This window comes from Halobacteriovorax sp. RT-2-4 (genome assembly GCF_047085445.1).
In the GTDB taxonomy this organism is placed as follows: Bacteria; Bdellovibrionota; Bacteriovoracia; order Bacteriovoracales; family Bacteriovoracaceae; genus Halobacteriovorax_A.
This window is the reverse complement of record NZ_JBKIXY010000001.1, coordinates 1,555,277-1,576,923: the sequence shown is the minus strand read 5'-3', so window position 1 is coordinate 1,576,923 and position 21,647 is coordinate 1,555,277. Positions and strand designations below refer to the sequence as shown.

The following is a 21,647-nucleotide window of genomic DNA, read 5'->3' as shown; positions in this document are numbered from 1 at the left end:
AATGAATACTTACGAATACGCAAAGTTATTGCTGGAATCTCCATTTCTTGAAGATAAGTTAACAACTTCTGATGTTGTTACGGATCTCAATTATTTTAAAACTAAAGATGGTATAAAAGATCTTCATCCATCTAGAGAGGGGAAGATTTCATTTTCTGCTGAGCAGATTAAGTTTCCAAAAAGAGGAAGCTTTCACTTGGATGAAAAGAAGGCCATGGCGCTGCACTTCTTTGCTAATCATGAACTATTGGCCATTGAAATGATGGCGACAGCACTCATGTACATCCCTATCGAAGATAAATCTCAATATAAAAGAATTGCTTCAGGCTTACTTCAAACAATTGATGACGAAATTAAACATTTCAATCTCTATCGCAAGAGAATGAATGACTTTGGTATCGACTTTGGCGATCTACCTGTAAATGACTTCTTTTGGCGACAGATGCAAAAGATTACAAGCTTTGAAGAATACTTTGCGGTAATGGCCCTGACATTTGAAGCGGCCAATTTAGACTTTGCTAAGTTTTATCGAGATATTTTTCAAGGTGTTGATGATAAGAAATCAGCAGCTATTCTTAATGTAGTTTACGAGGATGAGATTTCACATGTTGGTTTTGGAGTTCATTGGCTAAACAAATGGCGTGATCAAAGTAATCTTTGGGAGTTTTACGTCCAGTCTCTTCCTGATCTTTTATCTCCAGCCCGAGCTAAAGGAATGATCTTTGATAGAGAAGGGCGTGTGAGAACAGGAATGGATAATGACTTCATTTCTCGTATTGAAAATTTTAAAGACGAATTCATTGTAACTAACCGCAAGGAATGGAAGTGAAATATCGTGTTAATCTCGACTTTGATGCTGCTCTCGCTGCCAATAATCCTAATCTAAAAAATGATAAATACCTAAGTGAATTAGAATATATTTTTTTTCTCGTTAATGATTCCTGTAAAAATATATTATGTACAAAATTGGCCTATACTGCTGAATATCTCAGTCATTTATCGAAACTAGGATTTATTAAATCGGAAATAACGAATGATCTTAAAGAGTACCAAAATTGGTGGGGAGATCTTACTAACTTTGATTTAGCAAAAACTCTAAATTCAAAATGTTGGCTTGCCAGTTGGCATAGGCCTCTTGAGGATATGATCATTAATTCAAAAGATGATGTGGTTTTAAATGAGATTAAATTTTATCGGCCGGATCAAACATTTTCAGGGATAGGTAATAGGTTAATCCAGAATAAAGAAGATCTTTCGCGTGTAAGTTATCCTGGTGTATTGTCTAAATATGTTAATGTAAAAAAAACTTTTGGCGTTACCTATAATCTAAAAACTAGAGAGTATTACATCGTAGAAAATTTTACGAATTCAAAAGGTCAATTTAAAGGTGGACGTTTAATATCTCTTTCTGATTTAGATGTTAAGTTCAACCTAAATTCAACGATAGACTTAATTCAGTCTAATTTACCAAATTCAGAGATTTCTAAGATACAATTCGACAATATGATTTATGAAGATGAAGAGGGGACGTTAAAACTTTGCCCCCTTGTTGAATTAAATTATCGTCGCACGATGGGTGAAGTTATATTCAATATTACTAAAATACTTGGAGAGGGAACTCTTCATTTTGGTGATAAACAGTATTTGAATAAAGATTCACTTATCCTTTCTCCTTCATTCGTAAAAAATATTTGCTACTATAACCGACTTAAGTAGTTGGGCAAGAATGCTAAATAGATAATATTCCTTCGTAGATCTTCAATTATACAGTAAAATGGAAGAGTTCTTTGGTTTAGATTAGGAGTACTTGTGGCCAAGAAGGGATTTTTTGACAAGATGAAAGGTAAGCTTAAAAAGTCGGAGGAAGACGAAGAGCTACTTGAAGAATTTGAAGAAGATGAATTCGAATCTGATGAAGATGAGGATGAGGATGATTCGGATTTTGATGATGCAACATCAACAGATGTTAAAATTCCTGGCGCAAAAGAGTTAGCCGATACTGAATTAGAAGAAGATGAGTATGATTCTGGATCAGATGATGAAGTCGTTATGTCTGAGCCTCAAAATGTTCATGAGGATGAAGAAGATGAAGATGACGACGAAGATGATGATGAAGATGAAGATGATGATGATGAAGATGAAGATGATGATGATGAAGATGATGATGAAGATGAAGATGAAGACGACGAGGAATCATTTCTATCCAAAAACTTTCCGTCAATAGCAAAGCTCTTTAAGAAAAAATCTTCTGATGAAGATGAGGAAGAAGATGAGGAAGAAGATCGTTATGACGAAGATGAAGATGAAGATGAAGATGAAGACGATGAAGAAGAAAAGTCGTTTTTAGAAAAGCAACTTCCATTCCTGGCTAAAATGCTTAAGAAAAAGTCTTCAAAAAAAGATAACGGTGAAGAAGATGATGCCGACGAAGATGACGAAGATGATGAAGATGAAGACGAAGATGAAGATGATGAAGATGAAAATAAGAAAAAGGACTCTGATAAGAGTAAGTTAATTAAGCTTGTCTTAATTGTTGCAGTTGTTCTCCTTGCCATAGATCAATTTGTTTTAACAGATGAGAGTGACAATGAAGTTCCGGAAGTCCCACCAGTAAAGAGACAGAAAAAGCCTCGTAAGAAGAAGCCAAAGAAGGCTCAAGAGCAAACGACGGAACAGTCTCAACAAGTACAAGAGACTCAAAATGCTCAATCACAACAAGCTGAAACTCAGCCTTCTGTTCAACCAGAGACTCAACCAGAGACTCAACCTGAACCAGCGCCTCAACCAGAGCCAGTGCCACAGGTACAGCCTGAGCCGCAAGTTGAAGAACCTGCAGTAGCACCAGTTGAAACAATAACGGAACCTCAAGTTGAGGAAAAAGTTGAAGAGACAGTATTAGATGTGGGAGAGAAGAATACTGAAGTTAATCCTGAGCCCATTGTCGTTCCTCAAACGCAGGTCGATACTACAGGTAGCTTTGGAGAAAAAGATGAAGATGATGTGAAGTCAGATTCTCTTGATAATCAACTTGATAAAATTGTTGATAAGTTGGAAGAGGAAAAGAAAGAGGTTGTTGAAAGACTAGAGTATGTTGAGCCTCCTAAGTATACAGAGTTTGGCCAAGGTCTAGTATATAATTGTAAAGGAAAACACTGGGCATGTGTTGATCGCAAAGCCTATCTTAAGTGTGAAGCTAATATGAAATGGGCACTACAAGAAGGGAAACCTAACGAATGTGCAACCTCAAAGGTTTTAGCATCAGAGTACGACTGTAGAACTTTACAGATGTATTATATTAATACTGTTGCTGAAACGCCAAATTGTAATTAGGCGGCGTCTTTCTTAAAGAGGCCGTCGATGATTGTAAGCGTGAACGTTTTTTCTTGTTTCGCTTCTTCTTTTTTCATCGCTCTTACAAATGCTCGTGCTAACTCTGGGTCAAATTGTGATCCAGAGAATTCTTCAAGCTCAGCATAAGCAACTTCGTAGTCTAGTCCCTTACGATAAACACGCGTTGAAGTCATTGCATCGAAAGTATCTGCAATTAGAATAATTCTAGAGAATAATGGAATATCTTCACCCTTAAGTCCTTCAGGGTATCCTCGTCCATCCCATCTTTCATGGTGATATTTTGCAAATGTAGCGACTTTTTCAAAATGAGTAAATCCTTGGAGGATTTCAAATGATTTTTCTGGATGACTTTTCATCTGAAGAAATTCGTCTTCAGTAAGTCTTGAAGGCTTATTTAAAACCTCATCTGGTACACCAATTTTTCCAATGTCGTGGAAAAGTGCAGAAAGTTCTAAGTCATATAATTCGTCTTCATTAAGTCCGATTTCTTTTCCAAGTGTTAAACTAAAATAAGCAACACGTGTACTGTGTCCGTAAGTGTAGTGGTCTTTGCAATCTAGTGCATGAAGAATTGTTCTCGCGGCCATTTCGCAAATCTTCTTTTGCTCAAGCTTAAGTGCTTTATTCTCAGCTTCTAGCCTTTTTGTAGGATCATCAGTTGTACCCCTTGCATTAACAACGGTTTTTTCAGAGATGACTGCGGATTGAGACTTCTTTGTCGCAGTACTTTTACGAGTACTTGCTTTCTTACGTCTCTCTCCCAAATTTACGATTTTACTCTTCTTCATTATAAGACCTAGTGTTACAGTCGGGTTATACCCATATTCTAATAATTCTTCGGGTCATTCTTAAGGAATCTTTAATTTAATCGGCTCATTTATATGATATTGGTCGCTTAATATGTTAAAATGGATTTTCAAGATGCCAAAAAATCGTGTCATCACTATTTAATTTTAAATACTTAGGAAGAGTTATGCGTATTCGTATCGTCGAGTCTAATATCGACAAAATTGCCGTAGATAAGCTCAATAATCTACTAAAATTGCTAGAGCTTTCAGATTTTAATCAAGATGTTTCAGAAGAAAATAACGAATCAGCTGCAAGTCAAGTGGCCTTTACAAAATCACAAAATGATATTGCTAATGATGAGTACTTTATCATTGTTTTTCATGATGGAGATCAGATTGATAAATCAATTCTTGAAAATGAAATGTGTCTAGGTGTTTTCTTTGCTGATAAATCAGTTGAAGAGAACTTACTAAATATGAAGAATGCAATTGAAGGCCTAAAAGCAATGGAGCTTCAAAAAAAGCTGCTTTATAAAATGAATAGCGTCATGGAAGGACTTGTTGGACAAGTTGAAAGCATTAGAGAAATGCATAAGAATATGGCCCCTTTTAGAAGTGAAAAGATTCGAGGAGTTGGGATTACGTCACGTTTTTGTGCGGGAACATCTAATGGTGGTGAATTCTTCGATTTTTTTAAAGTAGGTGGAGATGTTTGGATTATCTCCCTGCATGCTACATCATATATGCTCATTGGGAGTTTCTTAACGATGATTGAAGGATGGAAAGCTGAAGGCAGCCTTACAATGGATAAGATTCTTGGCCAACTTGAAGAGCGTACTGAGGATTTCTCGGAGTTCGGAGAGGCATCTATTCTAGTCGCTAAATTAACACTAGCTGATCTTACTCTCGAGAGTATTAATATTGGTGCCCATGAGATTCTTTCTCAAAATGATATTCTAATTTCATCAAATGAATATAGCTTTCCAAACTCATATGAAGTTAAGAAGCAGAGTGTTCAATTAGAAAAGGGGAAGGGAGTTCTTTTACTATCGCCTGGATATTTCAAGAATAACGACCATATTGTTAATGGCGAAGAGTATATTTCTTTTATTAAGAAAAACTGGTCATCTCCAGTTGAGTTAATTAGTGAATTAACATTTCAAAGTAAAAAGGGATATAATGAAGATGATTTTTTACCAAATGATCAAACCATCCTAATGGTAGAGGTAGATAAAAATGCAATTTCTAAAATCTAGTATCGTTTTCTTTATCACAGCTCAGGCAATTGCCTTTACTGGAACTGACTGCTTTCAGTCTTCATTTGATGTTTCTGTAAAACACAAATCAGCACCATTTGGTCTTTTGAATAAGACTATAACTATTAGTAAGAAAGAGTGCGAAATTGAGATTGCCCATAATCAATATAAGTATATGAATCGTAATTGGCTTATTGATATTTGTCGCGATCCAATTCACGTTAAGTCGACTTCAAATTCAGTAGATGTCTTTCGTAAAGAAGGTGAGTGTCATGCAACTTCAAACGAATTCTGTGACGAATATAAGACAATTAAAAAAATAATTGAAGATGACGGTCTCATCTTTGCTTCTGGTGCAAAAAATAGTCTTAATGATGATCATGGACGTGTTTTCTGTGCAAAACTTCTAGTAGAAGAATACTTAAATGCTAATACAGTATTTAGTCGCAATGGAAACTATGACTACATAATGATTAGAAAGCCAATTGCTAGAATTCCAGAAGATTTAAAAAGAAAAAGAGCAGAGTTTAAACCTGTAGTAGAAAAAACTGAAGTTAAAGAAGATAATGGCCAAGAGCAATCTACAATTGAATCATCTGGTGACTTTCAAATTGATGAAAGCGCTGGCCCAGGAACTTTTTAAACTGATTTAAATGCTGTTTCTAAATCTGCAATAAGATCGTTAGCATCTTCTATACCGACAGATAATCTAATCAGGTTATCTGTCAGACCAATACTTTCACGAACATTTTTTGGAACAGAAGCATGAGTCATAATAGCTGGATGTTCAATAAGGCTTTCAACTCCACCAAGGCTTTCTGCTAGTGAAAACATTTTAACTTTTTGTAAAAATCTCTTCGACTGCTTGATATCACCTTTTAAAAAGAATGTAATCATTCCGCCAAAGCCTGACATTTGCTTCTTTGCAATTGAGTGTTGTGGGTGAGACTTAAGTCCTGGGTACATGACCTTTTCGACTTTAGGATGGCCCTCAAGATACTTAGCAATTTTCATCGCATTCTTTGCATGAGCTTCCATTCTTATAGCAAGAGTTTTTATACCGCGAAGAACTAGCCATGAGTCAAAAGGGGATTGTGTTGGCCCTAGTGATTTCTGTAGTGTCCACAATTTCTCATAGAGTTTCTTATTGTTAAGCATACAAGCACCTCCGACAACGTCAGAGTGGCCATTTATATATTTAGTTACTGAATGCATAACAATATCAGCACCTAAATCAAGAGGGTTTTGAAAATAAGGACTCATAAAAGTATTATCGACAACTGTTATGGCCTTATGCTTTTTAGCTAGCCCAGATACTTTTTTAATATCGGATATTTTTAAGAGTGGATTTGTTGGTGTTTCTACCCACAAGAGCTTTGGTTTGTGTTCTTTTAGTGCAGCTTCAACTTTATTCACATCAGTTGTGTCGACAAAGATAAAATTGTGAATTGAGTTAAAGACTGTTGTAAAGAGACGGTAAGTGCCACCATATACATCATCTCCACATAAAATTGTCGAGCCTGCTGGTAGCGTATGCATAATAAGCATCTCTATTGAGACCCCACTTGACGTGGCCAATGCATACTTTGAATTTTCAAGTGCAGCTAGAGCTTCTTCAAGTCTTGTTCGTGTTGGATTGTGACATCTTGAGTATTCGTAACCTTGGTGCTCACCAGGACTAGATTGAGCATAGGTCGTAGTTTGATAAATAGGTGGAATAACCGCACCTGTTTCTTTATCAGGATATGCCCCGGCGTGAATACACACCGAGGCTTTGGCCGCTTGTTTAAGCTTGGCCTTTTTCATTACTTTGAGCCTTTCTCAGACATATACTGAAGAACGTCGATTTCAGAAAGTACATCTGAAACTTTTCCATTCTTAGTAATGATAGCAACTTCTTTCTTTAAAAGTGCATCTGCTACAGTTTCAAGAAGTTCGTTACAATCAACTACGCGGTAGTTATTAGAGATTGCAAGAGAGATATTGTCGTCTTTTTGGAACTCGCCCATGATAACAGGCTTAATTAGGTTCTTCTCTGTACAAAGACCTAGAATATCTCCACCTTTATTAACTACAGGAAGCTGAGAAATATTCTTTTCTTCCATAAGTGTAATTGCTTCACCAATTGTTGTTGTGTCTTCAACAGTGATGATATTTCCATTCTTTCCAAGAGTGTTAAGTACTTCTGAAATTTGAACGTTAAAAGAAGAATCAAGGTAACCACCATCACTCATCCAATCATCATTATAGATTTTTGAAGCATAACGGTTTCCTGAATCGTGTAGTAGGATAAGGATTTTCTTTGGTTCAGTTTGTTTTGCTGCATACTTTAAAGCACCTTCAATTACGGCACCAGCTGAACCACCAGCATAAATTCCTTCTTCTTTAAGAAGTCTTCTTGTCATAAGAAATGATTCTTTATCGTTAATAACTTCAAAGTCATCAATTAAGTCAAAGTCATAGTTTTCAGGAATAAAGTCTTCACCAACACCCTCAAGAACATATGAGTGTGCTTGACCCATTTCACCAGTCTTGTGGTAACCCGCGATAATTGAACCAACACAGTCAACACCAATGATTTCTACTTTATCCATTTTCTCTTTGAAGTAGCGTCCACAACCAGAAATTGTTCCACCTGTACCTACAGCTGCCATGAATACATCAAAATCACCTTGAGTTTGCTCATACATTTCTGGAGCAGTCCATGTATAGTGAGTATTTCTGTTATGTAGGTTATCGTATTGATTTACATAAAATGAGTTTGGAATTGTTTCTGAAAGTTTTTTAGAAACAGAGTAGTAAGAACGAGGATCTTCAGGCTCAACATTTGTTGGACATACAACAACTTTTGCACCGAAAGCTCTTAGGTTATCAATTTTCTCTTTTGATTGTTTGTCAGCTAGAACGAAGATACATTTGTAACCGTGAACTGCTGCCCACATTGCAAGTCCAACACCTGTATTTCCAGATGTTCCTTCAATAATTGTTCCACCTGGCTTTAGAACACCTTCTTCAACTGCACGATCAAGCATATAAGCACCGATACGATCTTTTGTTGACCCACCCGGGTTCATATATTCTAACTTCACGTAGAATTCACAATTTGTATCTTTACCAATACTATTTAATTTTACGATTGGTGTATTACCAATTGCTTCAACAACGTTTGCCTTAGCACCTTTCATCATACTTCTTTCTCCGTTTTCTTCCAGTTGTCCTGTAGGGCCCTTAGTTGCTCTATCGGGTCAAAAGTCACAAGATCTGGAAACGTAAGAGTTTCGATATTGGACTTCTTCGAAATGGAAGTTTTTATTTCTTCTTGTTTAATTATTGTTTCTTTAAATTCTTGCATCTGTGTCGTTTTAGGCTGCCACGATGCGAGATTGTTATACCATGATTTATTGATAATGAGGTAACGTTCGGTGTTCATTTGAGCTTGAATTGAGTCAAAGATTTGCTTCGTTTCGACCTCTTTCATGTGCTCTGCTGAAGTTACTAAATACCACCTCGAGTGAGCAGGATCATTTAATGTTTTTTCTACACTTAATCCATCGATAAACTTCTCTCGATTACCGTAGAGAATTGAGATCGCCTCAAGGAAGTCGTTGATAAATCCTTGTCCAGTTACACTTTCAAGGTAACTAAGGAACTTTTCAATCCCCGTTGAGATAATGCGGTTGAAAAAACGCCCTGGTTTATTTTGATTTGTAATATAATTAAATGCTTCCGCAAATGTCTTATTAAAGAAGCGATTGATCTTCTTTGAGGAATTAAGGAAGTCTAAAAAGTTCTTTCCTGGTGCTGTATCCACTACGATCGCATCATAGATATTGCGATTAATTTGAGACTGAATTTCAAGGACTGCAAGAATCTCATTAAGTCCACCGCGTGAACTCGTTAAGTTTTCTAAAATCTTATTATCAACCTTTGCTCCTAAGATCTTTTCAAATGAAGATTTGCAGTCAAGAAGAAGAACGTCGAAAGAGATTTCTTCGTTTTTGAACTCAACTATCTCAGACTGATCTTTGAGATTGAGGAGTTGTCTTAAGCGTTTAGCTGGATCAATAGTAATAAGTAGAACTTTCTTATTCATTGCCGCTAAAGAAAAAGCGCGGGATGCAGAAATCGTTGTTTTTCCAACTCCTCCTGTTCCACAAAAAATCTCAATTTTCTTAAAGTCCTTCACTCGTCACAGCCTACTTTTTATTTTGTTTTAAAGATATCCATCTTTTCAATGATCATATCACTTAATTCCTCAACCTGTTGCTCTTGCGTCTGTGCAATGATCTGAGGAAAGTGGAGATCATATTTTACCTGAAACTTATCTTGTAAGTGTCTTTGATTCTCAATCTTTACCTTTATAAAGTCAGGCGTGTCATCTTCTGGGAATTTGTTCAGAGTTAAATCACAATTGAGGATTTCGATTGTTGAAATACTATACTCATTAGTAAGTTCAGTTCTTAATTCAATACCTTCTTCAACAGCTAGCTCTGTCGGAATACTAACAACAACGCATTGAGTGTGTTCTTTATTCGTTAAGAAGTTATGCATCTTATCGATATCGTTTGCAATCGGTCCTATTTTAAAAATATCTTTAAAGACCTTTGGAGAGTGTATTGTTGAAAGTAGGTGACCAGATGCTGGAGCATCAACAATCACAATATTTTCTTCTTCTTTTGCAAGGTCAATAATGTGTCCAAGGAAGATCAGTTGACCAAAACTTGGGACCATATCAAATAAGGCCTTAAAGAATGAAGTTGAAACAATCCACTTGGCAATTGTTTTTGAATTTAGTTTACGAGCAATATATTCTTGAACTGAGCTTAAGTGAGTTAGCTCAACAGTTTTGATATTAAGTGATTTGATTAGCTCTTTGTCCTCATTTTGTTCAAATGAGAAATAATATACATTCTTATTATGATTAAGTTCAGAAATCGACTTAGTAAGCGCCACGGAAGTGAGGCTTTTTCCAACGCCTCCTTTTCCCGTGACGATATATAAGTCTTTAAACTTCATTAGAATTTGTAGAATACCGTAAGTAGAACTTTAAAGTAGTATCCCTCAACATCTGAGCGATTCTCTTGATCTACATCAAACGGATCGTTGAATGTGGCCATAGCACCAACTGTGATTTTTCTATTTAAATCAAAGTCTGCACCTGCACCTAGTTGATAACCAAATACTGTCTTTGCATCTGACTTATACGAATCAGTCTTTATTTGTGGCCTAAAGAAACCAAGACCTGCTGCAAGGAATGGTTGGAATGCATCATAATGAAATAGCTTTCCTTTCGCTCCAAAAAGAAGTCCTGCAGTCTTCGAATAAGTATTCTCATATTCATGTTTTGAATAATGTAGGTTGGCGTAAAAATCAAACGAGTAAGAAGCCTTGTAATTATAAAATAATTCAGCCGTAATTTTATCTTCACCGTTATCTTTAAGATCACTCATTAGAAGTGTTTGACCAATTCCGATCCCAACTGAGTGAATGTGAAGCTCTTGGCCACTAAGAAGAGCTGCCGCTGCTGCCGCATCTGAATTCTTCTTTGCTGACTTAGAAGAAGTCAATTGCTTAACTGTTTGTGCTTGTGTTTGAACACCAAAAATAAAAAGGCCTGCTAGAATAACTGCAGGCCTTAATATAGATTTTGAAATTTGAAAAATCATTTCACCCTCTAAACTAAATATATATGCAGTAATAACTGCCTTATATTAGTTTAAAGTAGTCGTAGTTTCAACAGAAGAGTTTAGGTTTGCTGCGCTGTTGAAAGAGTTGAAAGTTTGAGCTGGTGCTTCTTCAACAACTGGAGCTTCAATACCTTCTAGACCTCTAATATATCCAGTGAAAGTACCTTCTTCACCACGGATAACTCTCTTAAGAAGTTCAACGTCACCTGGCTTAGTTGACTTTTTCTCTTGATCAAAAAGAAGTTGGATTTGAGTCATGTAAGTGATGTCATTTTTAGTTTTGTTATCGATTACTTGAATCTCGTGACCTTCTCTGATGATTTGAGCGATCTCTTCAAGTGTTACATAGCAACTTTGGTGTGTGTCATAAAGTTTTCTGTTTTGGTACCTTTTAATAATTCTTACATCATTCATTCTACTACCCCTATTGGTTTACGAATATATCTCAAGTTTAATTTTAGAATTCTCTTGAGCTAAAACGAGTTAATAATTAACACGACGCTTTGTAATAGTTAAGCTTTTTGTATAAATTTCACCGTTAAGCTATGTTCAGTAAAATTAATTACTTATAAGTTCAACTTTGAACAAAAGACAGGTTGGTGTTCATATATTTTATTGATTCCCGCTGTGTCTATTGCTAAGCGTTTTGAAATTTGCATCAGAGAAGTAACAGTCAATGACAGTAACTGTCAAGGGATAGGCTTCTTAATTTTATCTAAATTCAAAGAGAATCCATTTATTTGCCATGATTTCAGCTATTTATCGTGCATTAGGTCGAACTAATGCAAGTCATTGATACTTAAGTTCTACCTAATGTTGCCCCTACGAAATTAAGGATTAATTTTCTTTAAGAAATATCTATTTAGGTCGATGAGAGACTGAGGCAGTAAGGCCAAGGATATTAGATGTTTAAAAATTTCATTCAAAATTCACTCTACACGATAGCGCTAGTAACACTCATTGGTTGTGCAACGACCAATAATGTTGAAGATGAGTCTAATATCAATGAAGATTCACAGCTTTCAAATACCATTTCTGATTTTGAGAAGGCGAAGCGAGCGCAAGAGTTTGTTGATCAGTCTCTTAGCGAGATTGTAGAAGAAGCAAAAACGAAGGGCGACGCTACGGTAAATTATGTCGCAAGTGACCTTTTCTTAAAAGCTGCAGACGCTTCTTTGAGTGGTGATTCTGTTTCGGCATCACTTATCTTAAAACACGTTGTTGATTTAAAACCTAAAGATATTTATCTAAGAAAAAAATATGCGGTTGAACTTATTAAGTCGAGTCAGTTAGAAGATGGAAAAAGGGAGCTAAAGTACCTTATTAAACATGCGGACAAAGATATTAAGATTAAGGCAAGACTCTTACTTGCTGGCGTATATGGTGCATTGGGAAAATCAAAGCAGTCAATCAAGCTATATCGTGAACTAGTCTATAAAACGAGACCAATTTTAAGTGAAGCTTGTATTTATCTTTCAAAAGCTTATGTGGATGAAAAGAAATTCAAGAAAGCTGTTGGAACGCTAAGTTATTGCTCACAAAAAGATCGCGAAAATCGCAGTATTTATGCCTTTCATACTGGCAAAATCCACTTTGAAAAATCTGATTATAAGAAGGCCAAAAAGTATTTTAATAATTCTTTAAAGCTTGATCCAACTAATCAGCAAAGTACTATTCTGCTTGGAATGATTTACGAACAACAAGGTGATTTTAAGTCTGCAAAGGTTCTTTATCAGAAGTTTTTGAAATACGATCCAAATAATTACACTGCACTTGGAAAATACGTAAATCTACTTTTTACAGATGGTGAGTATAAAGAAGTTGTTCCTTACTTAGAGAAGTTACTAGCTCTAGATCCTGAGAATTTAAATTTAAAGGTTAGATTGGGAGTTATTTATACAGAGACTAATAAGATTGAGGATGCAAAAGGAATCTTTAAAGAGATTCTAACTGTTATCCCAGATTCAGATAAAGTTCTTTATTACCTAGCAAGTCTTTATCAGCAGTCTAACGAAGGTGATCTTGCGGTAACATATTTTTCAAGAATTAAAGAAGATAGCTCACTCTTTCATGAGTCAAATATTCAGATCGCAAATATTTTGAATACATATGCACAAAAAGATCCTGCGCAAGAAAAGCGTCTTGTTGAATTTGTAAAAGAACGTTCAAAAGCATCAAAAGAGTTACGTTTTGAATTAGAAGTAATTCTTGCAGGTTACTATGAAAATCGAAAAGATCTAAGCCGAGCTATCGCTTTAATGGAATCTCATATTGAGCACGATAGCTATACAGATGGACATGCTTATTATCTTGCATCTTTATATGAAAAAGATAAGGCATTCACAAAAGCCGAAAAGATTATGTTAGATATCTTAAAGCGTGATCCAAATAACTCACATGCTCTGAACTTCTTAGGTTATACATACCTGGAGCAAGGTGTTCATATGGATAAAGCCTATGCTTATATTAAGAGAGCTGTTCAGCTTAACCCTCAAGATGGATATATCCGTGATTCTTTAGGTTGGTACTATTACAAAACTGGAGAATATCAGAAAGCTTACCGCGAAATTAAAAAAGCCTTTGCTTTAGTAAGTGACGATGTGGTCATTGCAAAGCACTTAGGGCTCATATATACTTCTTTGAAGAAGCCAGAAAAGGCTCGTCAATATTATGTCGAGGCACTTAAAAATTGTACGAAAGTAAACGAACGCGAAGAAATTCTAAATTATATCGAAAAGCTGGACTCTGTGCGTTTGCCGGCTTCACGTTAATATCTTGTACAACAAATCCAAAAGATTTATCAGATAAGGCTGGAGCTTCAACGAATAAAGTTGAGGCCCATAAGCTTTTAACGAGTGGTATTTGCCAAGAATTTAAAGGCCGTGGCCGTTTGAAGTTTGGCAAGAATCAAGAGCGCTTCACTTATAATGCCATTTTAAATAAAGAAACATTTAGCCTTGCCATTGATGTTCCATTCAAAGGACAAGAAACCTTAATTCTTCCACTCGATGCAAGTGAAGAGTTAGCAGCTGATATTTCAGGAACTCTCTATAAGAAAATTTCTACAGAGTTAGTAAAGGCAAAGCGTTATTCATCACTTAAAATATTAAATGACTTTCTCTTAAGAAACCGACTTTTCTTTAGTGAGATAAAGAATATCGATAGCAATTATTGTGACAAAGGGTGTCTTGAAGGTGATATTAAACATTACAGTGATGGGACTGTTGAATATAAGACGCCAATGATTGGCAATTATGAATTCAACGCATCATTCTCTCAGTTACAAGAAAACGAATATAAATTTATTCGTTTAGAGGGAATTCACAACTCTAAAAAAACAAATAAAAAGCAAAGAGTCCTCGCCTTGGACCTTATCGTTGATAGCTGCGGATCTATCTAGCAGCGCAACAACGCTTCCTAATAAATTCTAGTAAATTTATCTTATCTCTTGTATAAATTACTCTAGTATTATTCTATGCAATAATTTTTTGAACAAAGGATGGTTTATGAAATCAAGGAATCTTGTTTCATTTTTAATCATGGGGCTATTAGCTTTAACAGTTTCATGTACAAAAAAAGTGGATCTTAGTGAAAAAGTTCTACACCTGGCCGTTACTTCAGAAGTGAAGGGAATGGATCCAATTTATGCAAACGACAAGTATTCTTCAAATGAAGTTGGTCGTGTTTACGAAGGTCTATTAGAGTACCACTACTTAAAGAGACCATACACACTTGTACCAAATCTTGCAGAAGCTCTTCCTGAAGTTTCAGAAGATGGTCTAACTTATACTTTTAAAATTAGACAAGGTGTTTTATTTCAAGACAACGCTGCCTTCAAAGATGGTAAAGGGCGTGAGCTTGTTGCAGAAGACTTTGTATATTCAATCAAGAGACTTGCAGACCCAAAACTACAAGGTCTAGGTTGGTGGCTACTTCAAGATAAGATTGTTGGTCTTGATGAGTGGCGTGAGAAGAACTCTAAGAAAGATTCTGTTGATTATACAGAAGTTGTTGAGGGGCTAAAGACTCTAGACAAGTACACTCTTCAGTTCAAACTTAAGAAGCAATTCCCACAATTCCTATACTCTCTTGCAATGCCATTTACATTTGTAGTTGCAAAAGAAGTTGTTGATCACTATGGGAAAGAATTCCTAAACCACCCAGTTGGTACAGGTCCTTTCATGCTGAAAGAGTTTAGCCAATCTTCAAAGAAGTTTACTTACGATAGAAACCCTAACTTCAGAAAGAAGCTTTTCCCATCTGAAGCAAGTGATGAATTCAAACACATGCTTGCATATGCTGGTAAGCCAGTTCCTTTCGTAGAAAAGATTGAAGTAAACATCATTAAAGAAGATCAACCAAGATGGCTAAACTTCCTTAAAGGACGTGTTGATTATATTGGTATCCCAAAAGATAACTTTGAATCAGCTGTTACTCCAGGTAAAGGTCTTGGAGAAGAATTTGCTAAGAAAGGTATTGATCTATCAGTATCACCATCACTAGATGTTACTTATACTGCTTTTAATCACGACCTTAAACTATTCAATAACGTTGATCTAAGAAGAGCGCTTGCACTTGCTTACGATGTAAAAGAGTTTAATAAGCTTTTCTATAATGATACAGCTCTTCCAGCACAATCAGTTGTTCCTCCGGGGATTGCTGGTTACATGCCAGATTATGTAAACCCTTACCGTAACCGTGACCTAGAAAAAGCAAAAGCACTTCTAGCAAAAGCTGGTTACCCTGAAGGTAAAGGTCTTCCAGAAATTACTTATGACTGTCCAAGTACTTCAACTTCAAGACAGATTGGTGAGCTTTTCAAAAAGCAAATGGCAGAAATTGGTGTAAATATCAAAGTTGTTCAAAACTCTTGGCCAGAGCTACAAAAGAAAATTACTGCTCGTCAGGTAATGCTTTACGGAATCGCATGGGGTGCAGATTACCCAGATGCAGAAAACTTCCTACAACTACTTTATGGACCAAATAAATCTCCAGGTGCTAACGGATCTGGTTATGATAATGCTGAATTCAACAAACTATTTGCTAAGGCTTCAGTTATGCAAGATTCTCCAGAGAGAACTGCTATCTATGAAACTCTTAACAAAATGGCAGCTGAAGAAGTTCCATGGCTATATGGTGTTCACCGTCAGTCATACTTAATTAAGCACAGCTGGTTAAAGAATTACATTTCAACAGACTTTGAAGCTGGTCAAGATCAGTACTTAGATGTTGATTTAAAAATTAAAAAAGACATGCAATCAAAATTATAATTGATAAATGTTAGCGCTGGAGTTTACTTCAGCGCTTATTTAATGAAGCAATCTTAATGGTTGCTTTTTTAAATAAGCGATACGCTAGTTAAGTTCGAGCTAAGGAGCTGTTTTTGTGAATACTTGGTCATATATTTTAAGAAGACTACTTTATACGATCCCAATTATTTTGGGTGTTTGTTTAATTATTTTCGCTATCTTTAACTTATCGGGATATGATCCTGCTCAGTTACTGCTTGGGAAGCACGCTTCAGCAAAGCAAATTGCAGAAGTTAGACATGAGCTTGGTCTTGATCGTCCGTTACTTGAGCAATATATCGGTATTGTAAAGTCAGCTTTTACTTTTGACTTTGGTCGCTCTTGGGCAACAAAGCAAAGTATTATCGATATGATTAAAGAAGGTGCAGTACCATCACTAACGCTAACTTTTCCAGCGTTTTTAATTTCGACAGTTTTCTCTATTTTACTTGCGATCATCGTAGCATTTTTTAGAGGAAAGCTAATTGACCGTACACTTGTTATTATCTGTGTATGTTTAATGAGTATTCCATCTCTTGCTTATATCCTCTTCTTCCAGAAGTTTTTTGCTTATGAGTTAGGGTGGTTTGAAATTTCTGGTTATGAGCATGGTTTCCCATACTTTATTCCTTACGTAATACTTCCGGTTATCATCATGGTTGTTTTAAACCTTGGTCCGGATCTTCGTTACTTTAGAACAGTTATTCTAGATGATATTTATCAAGACTATGTACGTACTGCACGTGCGAAAGGTCTAAGTGAAAAAGTTGTTCTTCTAAAGCACGTATTAAAGAACTCTTTAATTCCAATTATTACATATGTAGTTATCCAAATCCCTTTCCTTATTTTAGGTGCTCTATTACTTGAGAGTTTCTTCTCAATTCCAGGGCTAGGTGGATTAACTGTAAAAGCTGTATTTGATAATGACTTCCCAGTTATTAAGGCGATGACGATTCTTTCGGCAATGGCCTACATTATCTTTACGGTAATTACAGATATTCTATATACAATCGTTGATCCAAGAGTAAGGCTAAAGTAGGAGTTGTCATGTCAGCAAATTTATCAAGCGAATCAAAATCACTATGGGGACATGCTTGGACGGAGCTTAAAAATGATAAAGCTGCAGTCTTTAGTATGGTTGTTATTGGATTATATGTAATACTTGCAGCACTTACATTCTTTGGTGTTATTGCAGGTGAATGGTCAAAAGAGATTGGAGCATCGTATATGCCTCCAAGTGCAGATGCACTATTTGGAACAGATATCTTTGGTCGCTCTGTAGTATATAAAACTCTTAAAGGTGCAGAAATGGCGATTGGGATTGGTTTCTCAACAGCTATGATCTCAACTGTAATTGGTGTGACTCTGGGGCTTATGGCCGGATACTTTGGTGGTAAAGTTGATGAAATCATTGTTTGGTTTTATACTTCACTAGCTTCAATTCCTTATATCATGCTTCTTTTTGCAGTAACGATGGTACTTGGAAAAGGGACATCATCACTATTCTTAGCTCTTGGGGTAACTTCTTGGGTTGGTCTATGTCGTCTTGTTCGTGGTGAAGTTCTACGCCACAAGGAAAGAGAGTATGTTCAGGCAGCAGCTGCTCTGGGTGCAGGAAATATGAGAAGAATGTTTAAGCATATTCTTCCAAATATCTTCCACATTGTTATCATTCAATTCTCACTAAGATTCCAACAGGCAATTAAATCTGAGGTAATCCTTTCTTATTTAGGTCTTGGAGTACAAGGTCAGCCTTCTTGGGGAACAATGATTGATGACTCAAAACTTGAACTTGCACGTGGTGTTTGGTGGCAACTTTCTGCAGCTACACTAGCTATGTTTGTTCTAGTTCTAGCATTAAATCTACTTGGAGATGCTCTTCGTGACTCTCTAGATCCTAAGCTTAAAGGGAAAGCGTAGGAAAACGCTCGACTATTAAAAAATAGCTTAATTTATTTACTCAACATTCCGATAAATATTGTTAAGAGGGCCTATTGTTAGGCCCTAATTTTATTAGCTTACGGGATTATGAGAGAGATAAACTTAAGTTTCCAGCAAATTCAAAACAATCCTCTACTCAAAGGAGAGTTGTATTGGTCACGACCAAGTGGCAGGCGCCTTCTTATAGGCCGTGCTGGAGAGTTTGCTAATCTCGAGTTAGTTGAAAAACTTTCGCAACAAAATGATCAATTCTTTCAAAAAATAATCATTGATGAAGAGCGCGTTTCAAAAGTCGTCGATCACTTTATGGATCTTCAAAAGGCCCAATTAGAGGAAGTGAAGCTTCGTTATCGAAATCTTATTCTGGTGGACTTTTATCGTATTTTAAAAGGTGAGAAAAAGTCTTCGACACTAGACTTCGTTTTTATTTGTCATGAAACTTTCTACGAGTTTAATCATGACAATATTAACCTTGAAGAGGAGTTTATTAAAACTAGTGCTATTACATTTAAAAAGGCACAAGTCATTTCTTCATCTGTTGTATATTTGGCCCTGATTTCGGGGTATCTTGATTTCAACTTTTTAAAAGAAGTTTTCAATACCATTCTAATGACTTATTTCTCTTATGTTTGCCGTAATGGAACAAATGTTGTGGATAAGTTAGCAAGCTTAGAGGAGTCATACGGTAATGTTGAGTATCTTAAGAGCCTAAGTCGAGACTTTTTTGAACTCGATTATAACTTAGATGATGATATTAGTGAGCTATGGCATAAAGTTCATGATCAGGTGTTCGCCTTAGAGCTAGAATTTGACTCCAATGATATTGAAGTCATTTTTAAATCAATCTTAGATAATGTAAAAGACTATCGCTACTTCAATGAAATCTTCTCTCAAGAAGATATTGGGAGGAGCGCGTAGGTGAGTAATAGAATTGAGGTTTATACATTTATCGATCAAGAGCTTTTTGAGAAGCTGAGTGAGCTAATGTGTGAAGACTTAAATTTTACTCAAGTTGAAAGTATTGAAGAGCTTTCAGATAAGAGAAATATAATAGTTAATGATATTAGCTATAAGAATTCGAACCCAATGGGAAGAGTTGTCTATATCAGTGAAGAGATAAAATCTGGTGTGGTAAGTCTTACTCCTGACGCCGTCTATACTGAGAATTCATTTATTCTAAATGAAATTGAAAACTACTTCGGCGTTCTACAAACCCCTAAAAATCGCACATTCCCACAGTTTACTAAAGTTAAGCAATATAAAATTCTCTCTCGTTTTAGTGTCGGTTATTATTGTGACCTTGCAAACCTCAAGGCCCATGAGAATTCATTTGATATTGAAAAACTTTCTGTTGGCTTACAGGGAATTTTAAATGCTATTGTTCTCAAGAGACAATGCGCTCCTGTTGAATTAGAGATGCTTTTTAGCGATGAAGAGCTTCTTATAAATATGAAGATTTCATCTATCTTTGTTGATGATGAATTGATTAATGAAATTTATCGATTCATTTCTAGTGACTTCTCTTATCTTTGTTTGAGAATTAATCGAAAAAAAGGGAAGATGGATCTAAGGTTCTCGCTTCAAAAAAAGAAATCGTATATTGCTCGTTTCGACTATGAAGTAAACTCTTCAAGAGCTAATTCTAGTGAAGAGCTCGTAAAAGATTCAAGTGAGAGAATTGTCGATCATAGCAATTATCACGATCCAATTATAAAAAAGGCATCATTAAAAGAGTTAAAGAGAATAGTTGATTTTCTCTCAAAGAGAGAAGTCTCTCAAGATGACTTTCTAGATAACCTAGAGGCATATCCAGATAAAGAAATGCTTAAGGTCTTAGTTGATGATGAAATTGAATTTATTAAAAAGTCTGTATTAAATAAGGAAAAAGCTGAGAGCCTAAAGGAAGCCATTAGACTGACTGTGACTAACAGCTTTAATGAACAAAGTAGAGAAGAGTTCAATGAGAACTTTTTTAATAAGGTTGATAGACAAACTTTAAAAGATCTTGTTAAGGCAGAGAATTGGCCAATTGATAACGATGCTTTAAAAGAAGAAGTTAAAAATAAGATCTTAAATGAAAGAGAGCTTGAAACTTATAATGATTACTTAAATTCAGTACAAGGATATGTTGAAGAAACATATAACGTTCCTAAAGAAGACTTTGAAACTGTAAAAGACGGTGTTGAAGGTAATATTGCTGAAGAAGTATTAGAGAAGACTGGAAAGTCTGTAGAGCAATTTATTAGAGAGTCTGAATACTATGCAATGAAAGAGAAAGTTGCTCGTATGAGCCACTTATTCGATAAGATGCAAGCCGAGTTAGAAAAGGCAAAGCAAACTCCTGCTCTAGAAGTTCAAGACGTGCTAGTTGAAGAAGATGGTCAATCTCCTCTTGGAGCAATGGGTGAGCAAAGAGCAATTCAGGATCTTGAAGAGAAAGTTAAACAGCTTTCAAAAGAGTTAGAAATAAAAGGTGACTCGATAGAGGTCATGAGCCAGAAAGTTGATGCAGCTAACCTATCGGCCGCAGAAGATAAGCAAGAGCTTAGTCTGGCACAACAAAAGCTTAAAGAAGAAATCTTAAAAGTAGAAGACTTAGAAAAAGAGTTAGCCAAGTTTAAAGGCGACACTTCTAATACTTCTGGTACAGGTGAAGATCTTGAGACAAAACTTAAAGATGCAAATATTGAGATCAAGATGTACAAGCAAAGACTTAAGTTTGCTCAGTCTCAGATTCAAACATTAGAGAAAGCTAAGAAAGCTGCTGCAGCTGGTGGTGCAAATAATAAGAAAATAGCCCATCTTGAAAAGCTAATGGATAAACAAAATAAGCTTAAATCTAAGATGGAAACAGAAATTTCTTCTCTTAAAAAAGATAATCATAAAATAAATCAGGAAAACAAAATCCTTTCAAATAAAATTAAAGACTTAGAGAGAAAGCTTAATAATAAAAATAAATCAGCAGCGTAATTTTTTTCTTGCCATATTGAGTGAAGTCCCTTATAAATATTCTCACGCCTTACCAATGAAATTTTTGAAAAATTTTTAATTGTGCCCAGATGGTGAAATTGGTAGACACGCTAGACTTAGGATCTAGTGCCTTTGGCGTGGAGGTTCAAGTCCTCTTCTGGGCACCATCTTTTTGGTAGATCGCTTTCGCGGTCTTTTTTTTTGCCTTTTTTCAACTTTAACTCAAATTTATTTTTATCTTGCTCTCAACTTCGTAAGATGGATTGGTCGTATTACTCTTTTCTACGATCCTAGGTTCCACTCTGCACGAAAACATGCCTTTGGGCATCTTTTCCCGCAGGCGGTGGTAGATCGCTTTCGCGGTCT

19 protein-coding genes and 1 tRNA gene are annotated in these 21,647 nt (G+C 35.8%); 13 read left to right on the top strand and 7 right to left on the bottom strand.

Annotated elements, in window-relative coordinates; genetic code table 11:
* Window position 1 precedes the first annotated feature (1 nt).
* From ACMAYL_RS07440 to ACMAYL_RS07430, 3 genes are all read left to right on the top strand, one after another.
* Complete coding sequence (locus ACMAYL_RS07440; protein ID WP_103218856.1) at window positions 2-829, top strand: DUF455 family protein; 828 nt, start codon at window positions 2-4, stop codon at window positions 827-829.
* A complete protein-coding gene (locus ACMAYL_RS07435; protein ID WP_412470936.1) occupies window positions 826-1,716 on the top strand; it encodes a hypothetical protein in 891 nt (296 codons plus the stop codon). The genes ACMAYL_RS07440 and ACMAYL_RS07435 overlap by 4 nt, the downstream gene beginning before the upstream one ends.
* Window positions 1,717-1,809: 93 nt before the next feature.
* Window positions 1,810-3,330 carry a hypothetical protein gene (locus ACMAYL_RS07430; RefSeq protein ID WP_412470935.1) on the top strand — a complete coding sequence of 507 codons (1,521 nt, stop codon included), beginning with the start codon at window positions 1,810-1,812 and terminating at the stop codon, window positions 3,328-3,330.
* Here the strand turns inward: ACMAYL_RS07430 and ACMAYL_RS07425 are convergent.
* Window positions 3,327-4,139 (bottom strand): HD-GYP domain-containing protein, encoded by an 813-nt coding sequence (locus ACMAYL_RS07425; RefSeq protein ID WP_412463023.1) that lies wholly within the window; start codon window positions 4,137-4,139, stop codon window positions 3,327-3,329. The two genes, ACMAYL_RS07430 and ACMAYL_RS07425, sit on opposite strands and share 4 nt — an antisense overlap.
* A gap of 185 nt (window positions 4,140-4,324) precedes the next feature.
* Between ACMAYL_RS07425 and ACMAYL_RS07420 the strand changes: the two genes are divergently transcribed.
* Window positions 4,325-5,395: a hypothetical protein gene (locus ACMAYL_RS07420; protein ID WP_103218859.1), complete on the top strand. Its 1,071-nt coding sequence runs from the start codon at window positions 4,325-4,327 to the stop codon at window positions 5,393-5,395.
* A complete protein-coding gene (locus ACMAYL_RS07415; protein WP_412469967.1) occupies window positions 5,376-6,038 on the top strand; it encodes a hypothetical protein in 663 nt (220 codons plus the stop codon). Before ACMAYL_RS07420 ends, ACMAYL_RS07415 begins: the two co-directional genes overlap by 20 nt.
* Here the strand turns inward: ACMAYL_RS07415 and ACMAYL_RS07410 are convergent.
* The 6 genes from ACMAYL_RS07410 to ACMAYL_RS07385 are packed head-to-tail and all read right to left on the bottom strand — an operon-like array spanning window position 6,035 to window position 11,496.
* Window positions 6,035-7,201, bottom strand: coding sequence for a trans-sulfuration enzyme family protein (locus tag ACMAYL_RS07410; RefSeq protein WP_412470934.1), 1,167 nt, complete (start codon window positions 7,199-7,201; stop codon window positions 6,035-6,037). The genes ACMAYL_RS07415 and ACMAYL_RS07410 overlap by 4 nt on opposite strands.
* Window positions 7,201-8,583, bottom strand: coding sequence for a pyridoxal-phosphate dependent enzyme (locus tag ACMAYL_RS07405; RefSeq protein ID WP_103218862.1), 1,383 nt, complete (start codon window positions 8,581-8,583; stop codon window positions 7,201-7,203). The genes ACMAYL_RS07410 and ACMAYL_RS07405 overlap by 1 nt, the downstream gene beginning before the upstream one ends.
* A complete protein-coding gene (locus tag ACMAYL_RS07400; RefSeq protein ID WP_392990715.1) occupies window positions 8,580-9,581 on the bottom strand; it encodes an ArsA family ATPase in 1,002 nt (333 codons plus the stop codon). Before ACMAYL_RS07400 ends, ACMAYL_RS07405 begins: the two co-directional genes overlap by 4 nt.
* Window positions 9,582-9,598: 17 nt before the next feature.
* On the bottom strand, window positions 9,599-10,411 hold the full coding sequence (locus tag ACMAYL_RS07395) for an ArsA-related P-loop ATPase (RefSeq protein WP_103218864.1): 813 nt from the start codon (window positions 10,409-10,411) through the stop codon (window positions 9,599-9,601).
* On the bottom strand, window positions 10,411-11,061 hold the full coding sequence (locus ACMAYL_RS07390) for an outer membrane beta-barrel protein (protein WP_103218865.1): 651 nt from the start codon (window positions 11,059-11,061) through the stop codon (window positions 10,411-10,413). The genes ACMAYL_RS07395 and ACMAYL_RS07390 overlap by 1 nt, the downstream gene beginning before the upstream one ends.
* Before the next feature lie 45 nt (window positions 11,062-11,106).
* Window positions 11,107-11,496 carry a polyhydroxyalkanoate synthesis regulator DNA-binding domain-containing protein gene (locus tag ACMAYL_RS07385; protein WP_103218866.1) on the bottom strand — a complete coding sequence of 130 codons (390 nt, stop codon included), beginning with the start codon at window positions 11,494-11,496 and terminating at the stop codon, window positions 11,107-11,109.
* Window positions 11,497-11,987: 491 nt separating this feature from the next.
* Here ACMAYL_RS07385 and ACMAYL_RS07380 point away from each other — a divergent pair, with 491 nt between their 5' ends.
* The 8 genes from ACMAYL_RS07380 (at window position 11,988) to ACMAYL_RS07345 (ending at window position 21,448) form a co-directional block, all read left to right on the top strand.
* A complete protein-coding gene (locus tag ACMAYL_RS07380; protein WP_103218867.1) occupies window positions 11,988-13,853 on the top strand; it encodes a tetratricopeptide repeat protein in 1,866 nt (621 codons plus the stop codon).
* Entirely contained in the window at window positions 13,772-14,482 is a 711-nt protein-coding gene (locus ACMAYL_RS07375) for a hypothetical protein (protein WP_103218868.1), read from the top strand. The genes ACMAYL_RS07380 and ACMAYL_RS07375 overlap by 82 nt, the downstream gene beginning before the upstream one ends.
* A gap of 106 nt (window positions 14,483-14,588) precedes the next feature.
* Window positions 14,589-16,352 carry an ABC transporter substrate-binding protein gene (locus tag ACMAYL_RS07370; protein ID WP_103218869.1) on the top strand — a complete coding sequence of 588 codons (1,764 nt, stop codon included), beginning with the start codon at window positions 14,589-14,591 and terminating at the stop codon, window positions 16,350-16,352.
* A gap of 115 nt (window positions 16,353-16,467) precedes the next feature.
* Window positions 16,468-17,409: an ABC transporter permease gene (locus ACMAYL_RS07365; RefSeq protein WP_103218870.1), complete on the top strand. Its 942-nt coding sequence runs from the start codon at window positions 16,468-16,470 to the stop codon at window positions 17,407-17,409.
* An 8-nt stretch (window positions 17,410-17,417) separates the two neighbouring features.
* On the top strand, window positions 17,418-18,290 hold the full coding sequence (locus ACMAYL_RS07360; RefSeq protein WP_103218871.1) for an ABC transporter permease: 873 nt from the start codon (window positions 17,418-17,420) through the stop codon (window positions 18,288-18,290).
* A 108-nt stretch (window positions 18,291-18,398) separates the two neighbouring features.
* A complete protein-coding gene (locus tag ACMAYL_RS07355) occupies window positions 18,399-19,229 on the top strand; it encodes a hypothetical protein (RefSeq protein WP_146037904.1) in 831 nt (276 codons plus the stop codon).
* Window positions 19,230-21,281 carry a hypothetical protein gene (locus ACMAYL_RS07350; RefSeq protein WP_412470933.1) on the top strand — a complete coding sequence of 684 codons (2,052 nt, stop codon included), beginning with the start codon at window positions 19,230-19,232 and terminating at the stop codon, window positions 21,279-21,281.
* Between the two features lie 83 nt (window positions 21,282-21,364).
* A tRNA-Leu gene (locus tag ACMAYL_RS07345) sits at window positions 21,365-21,448 on the top strand.
* Window positions 21,449-21,647: the final 199 nt, after the last annotated feature.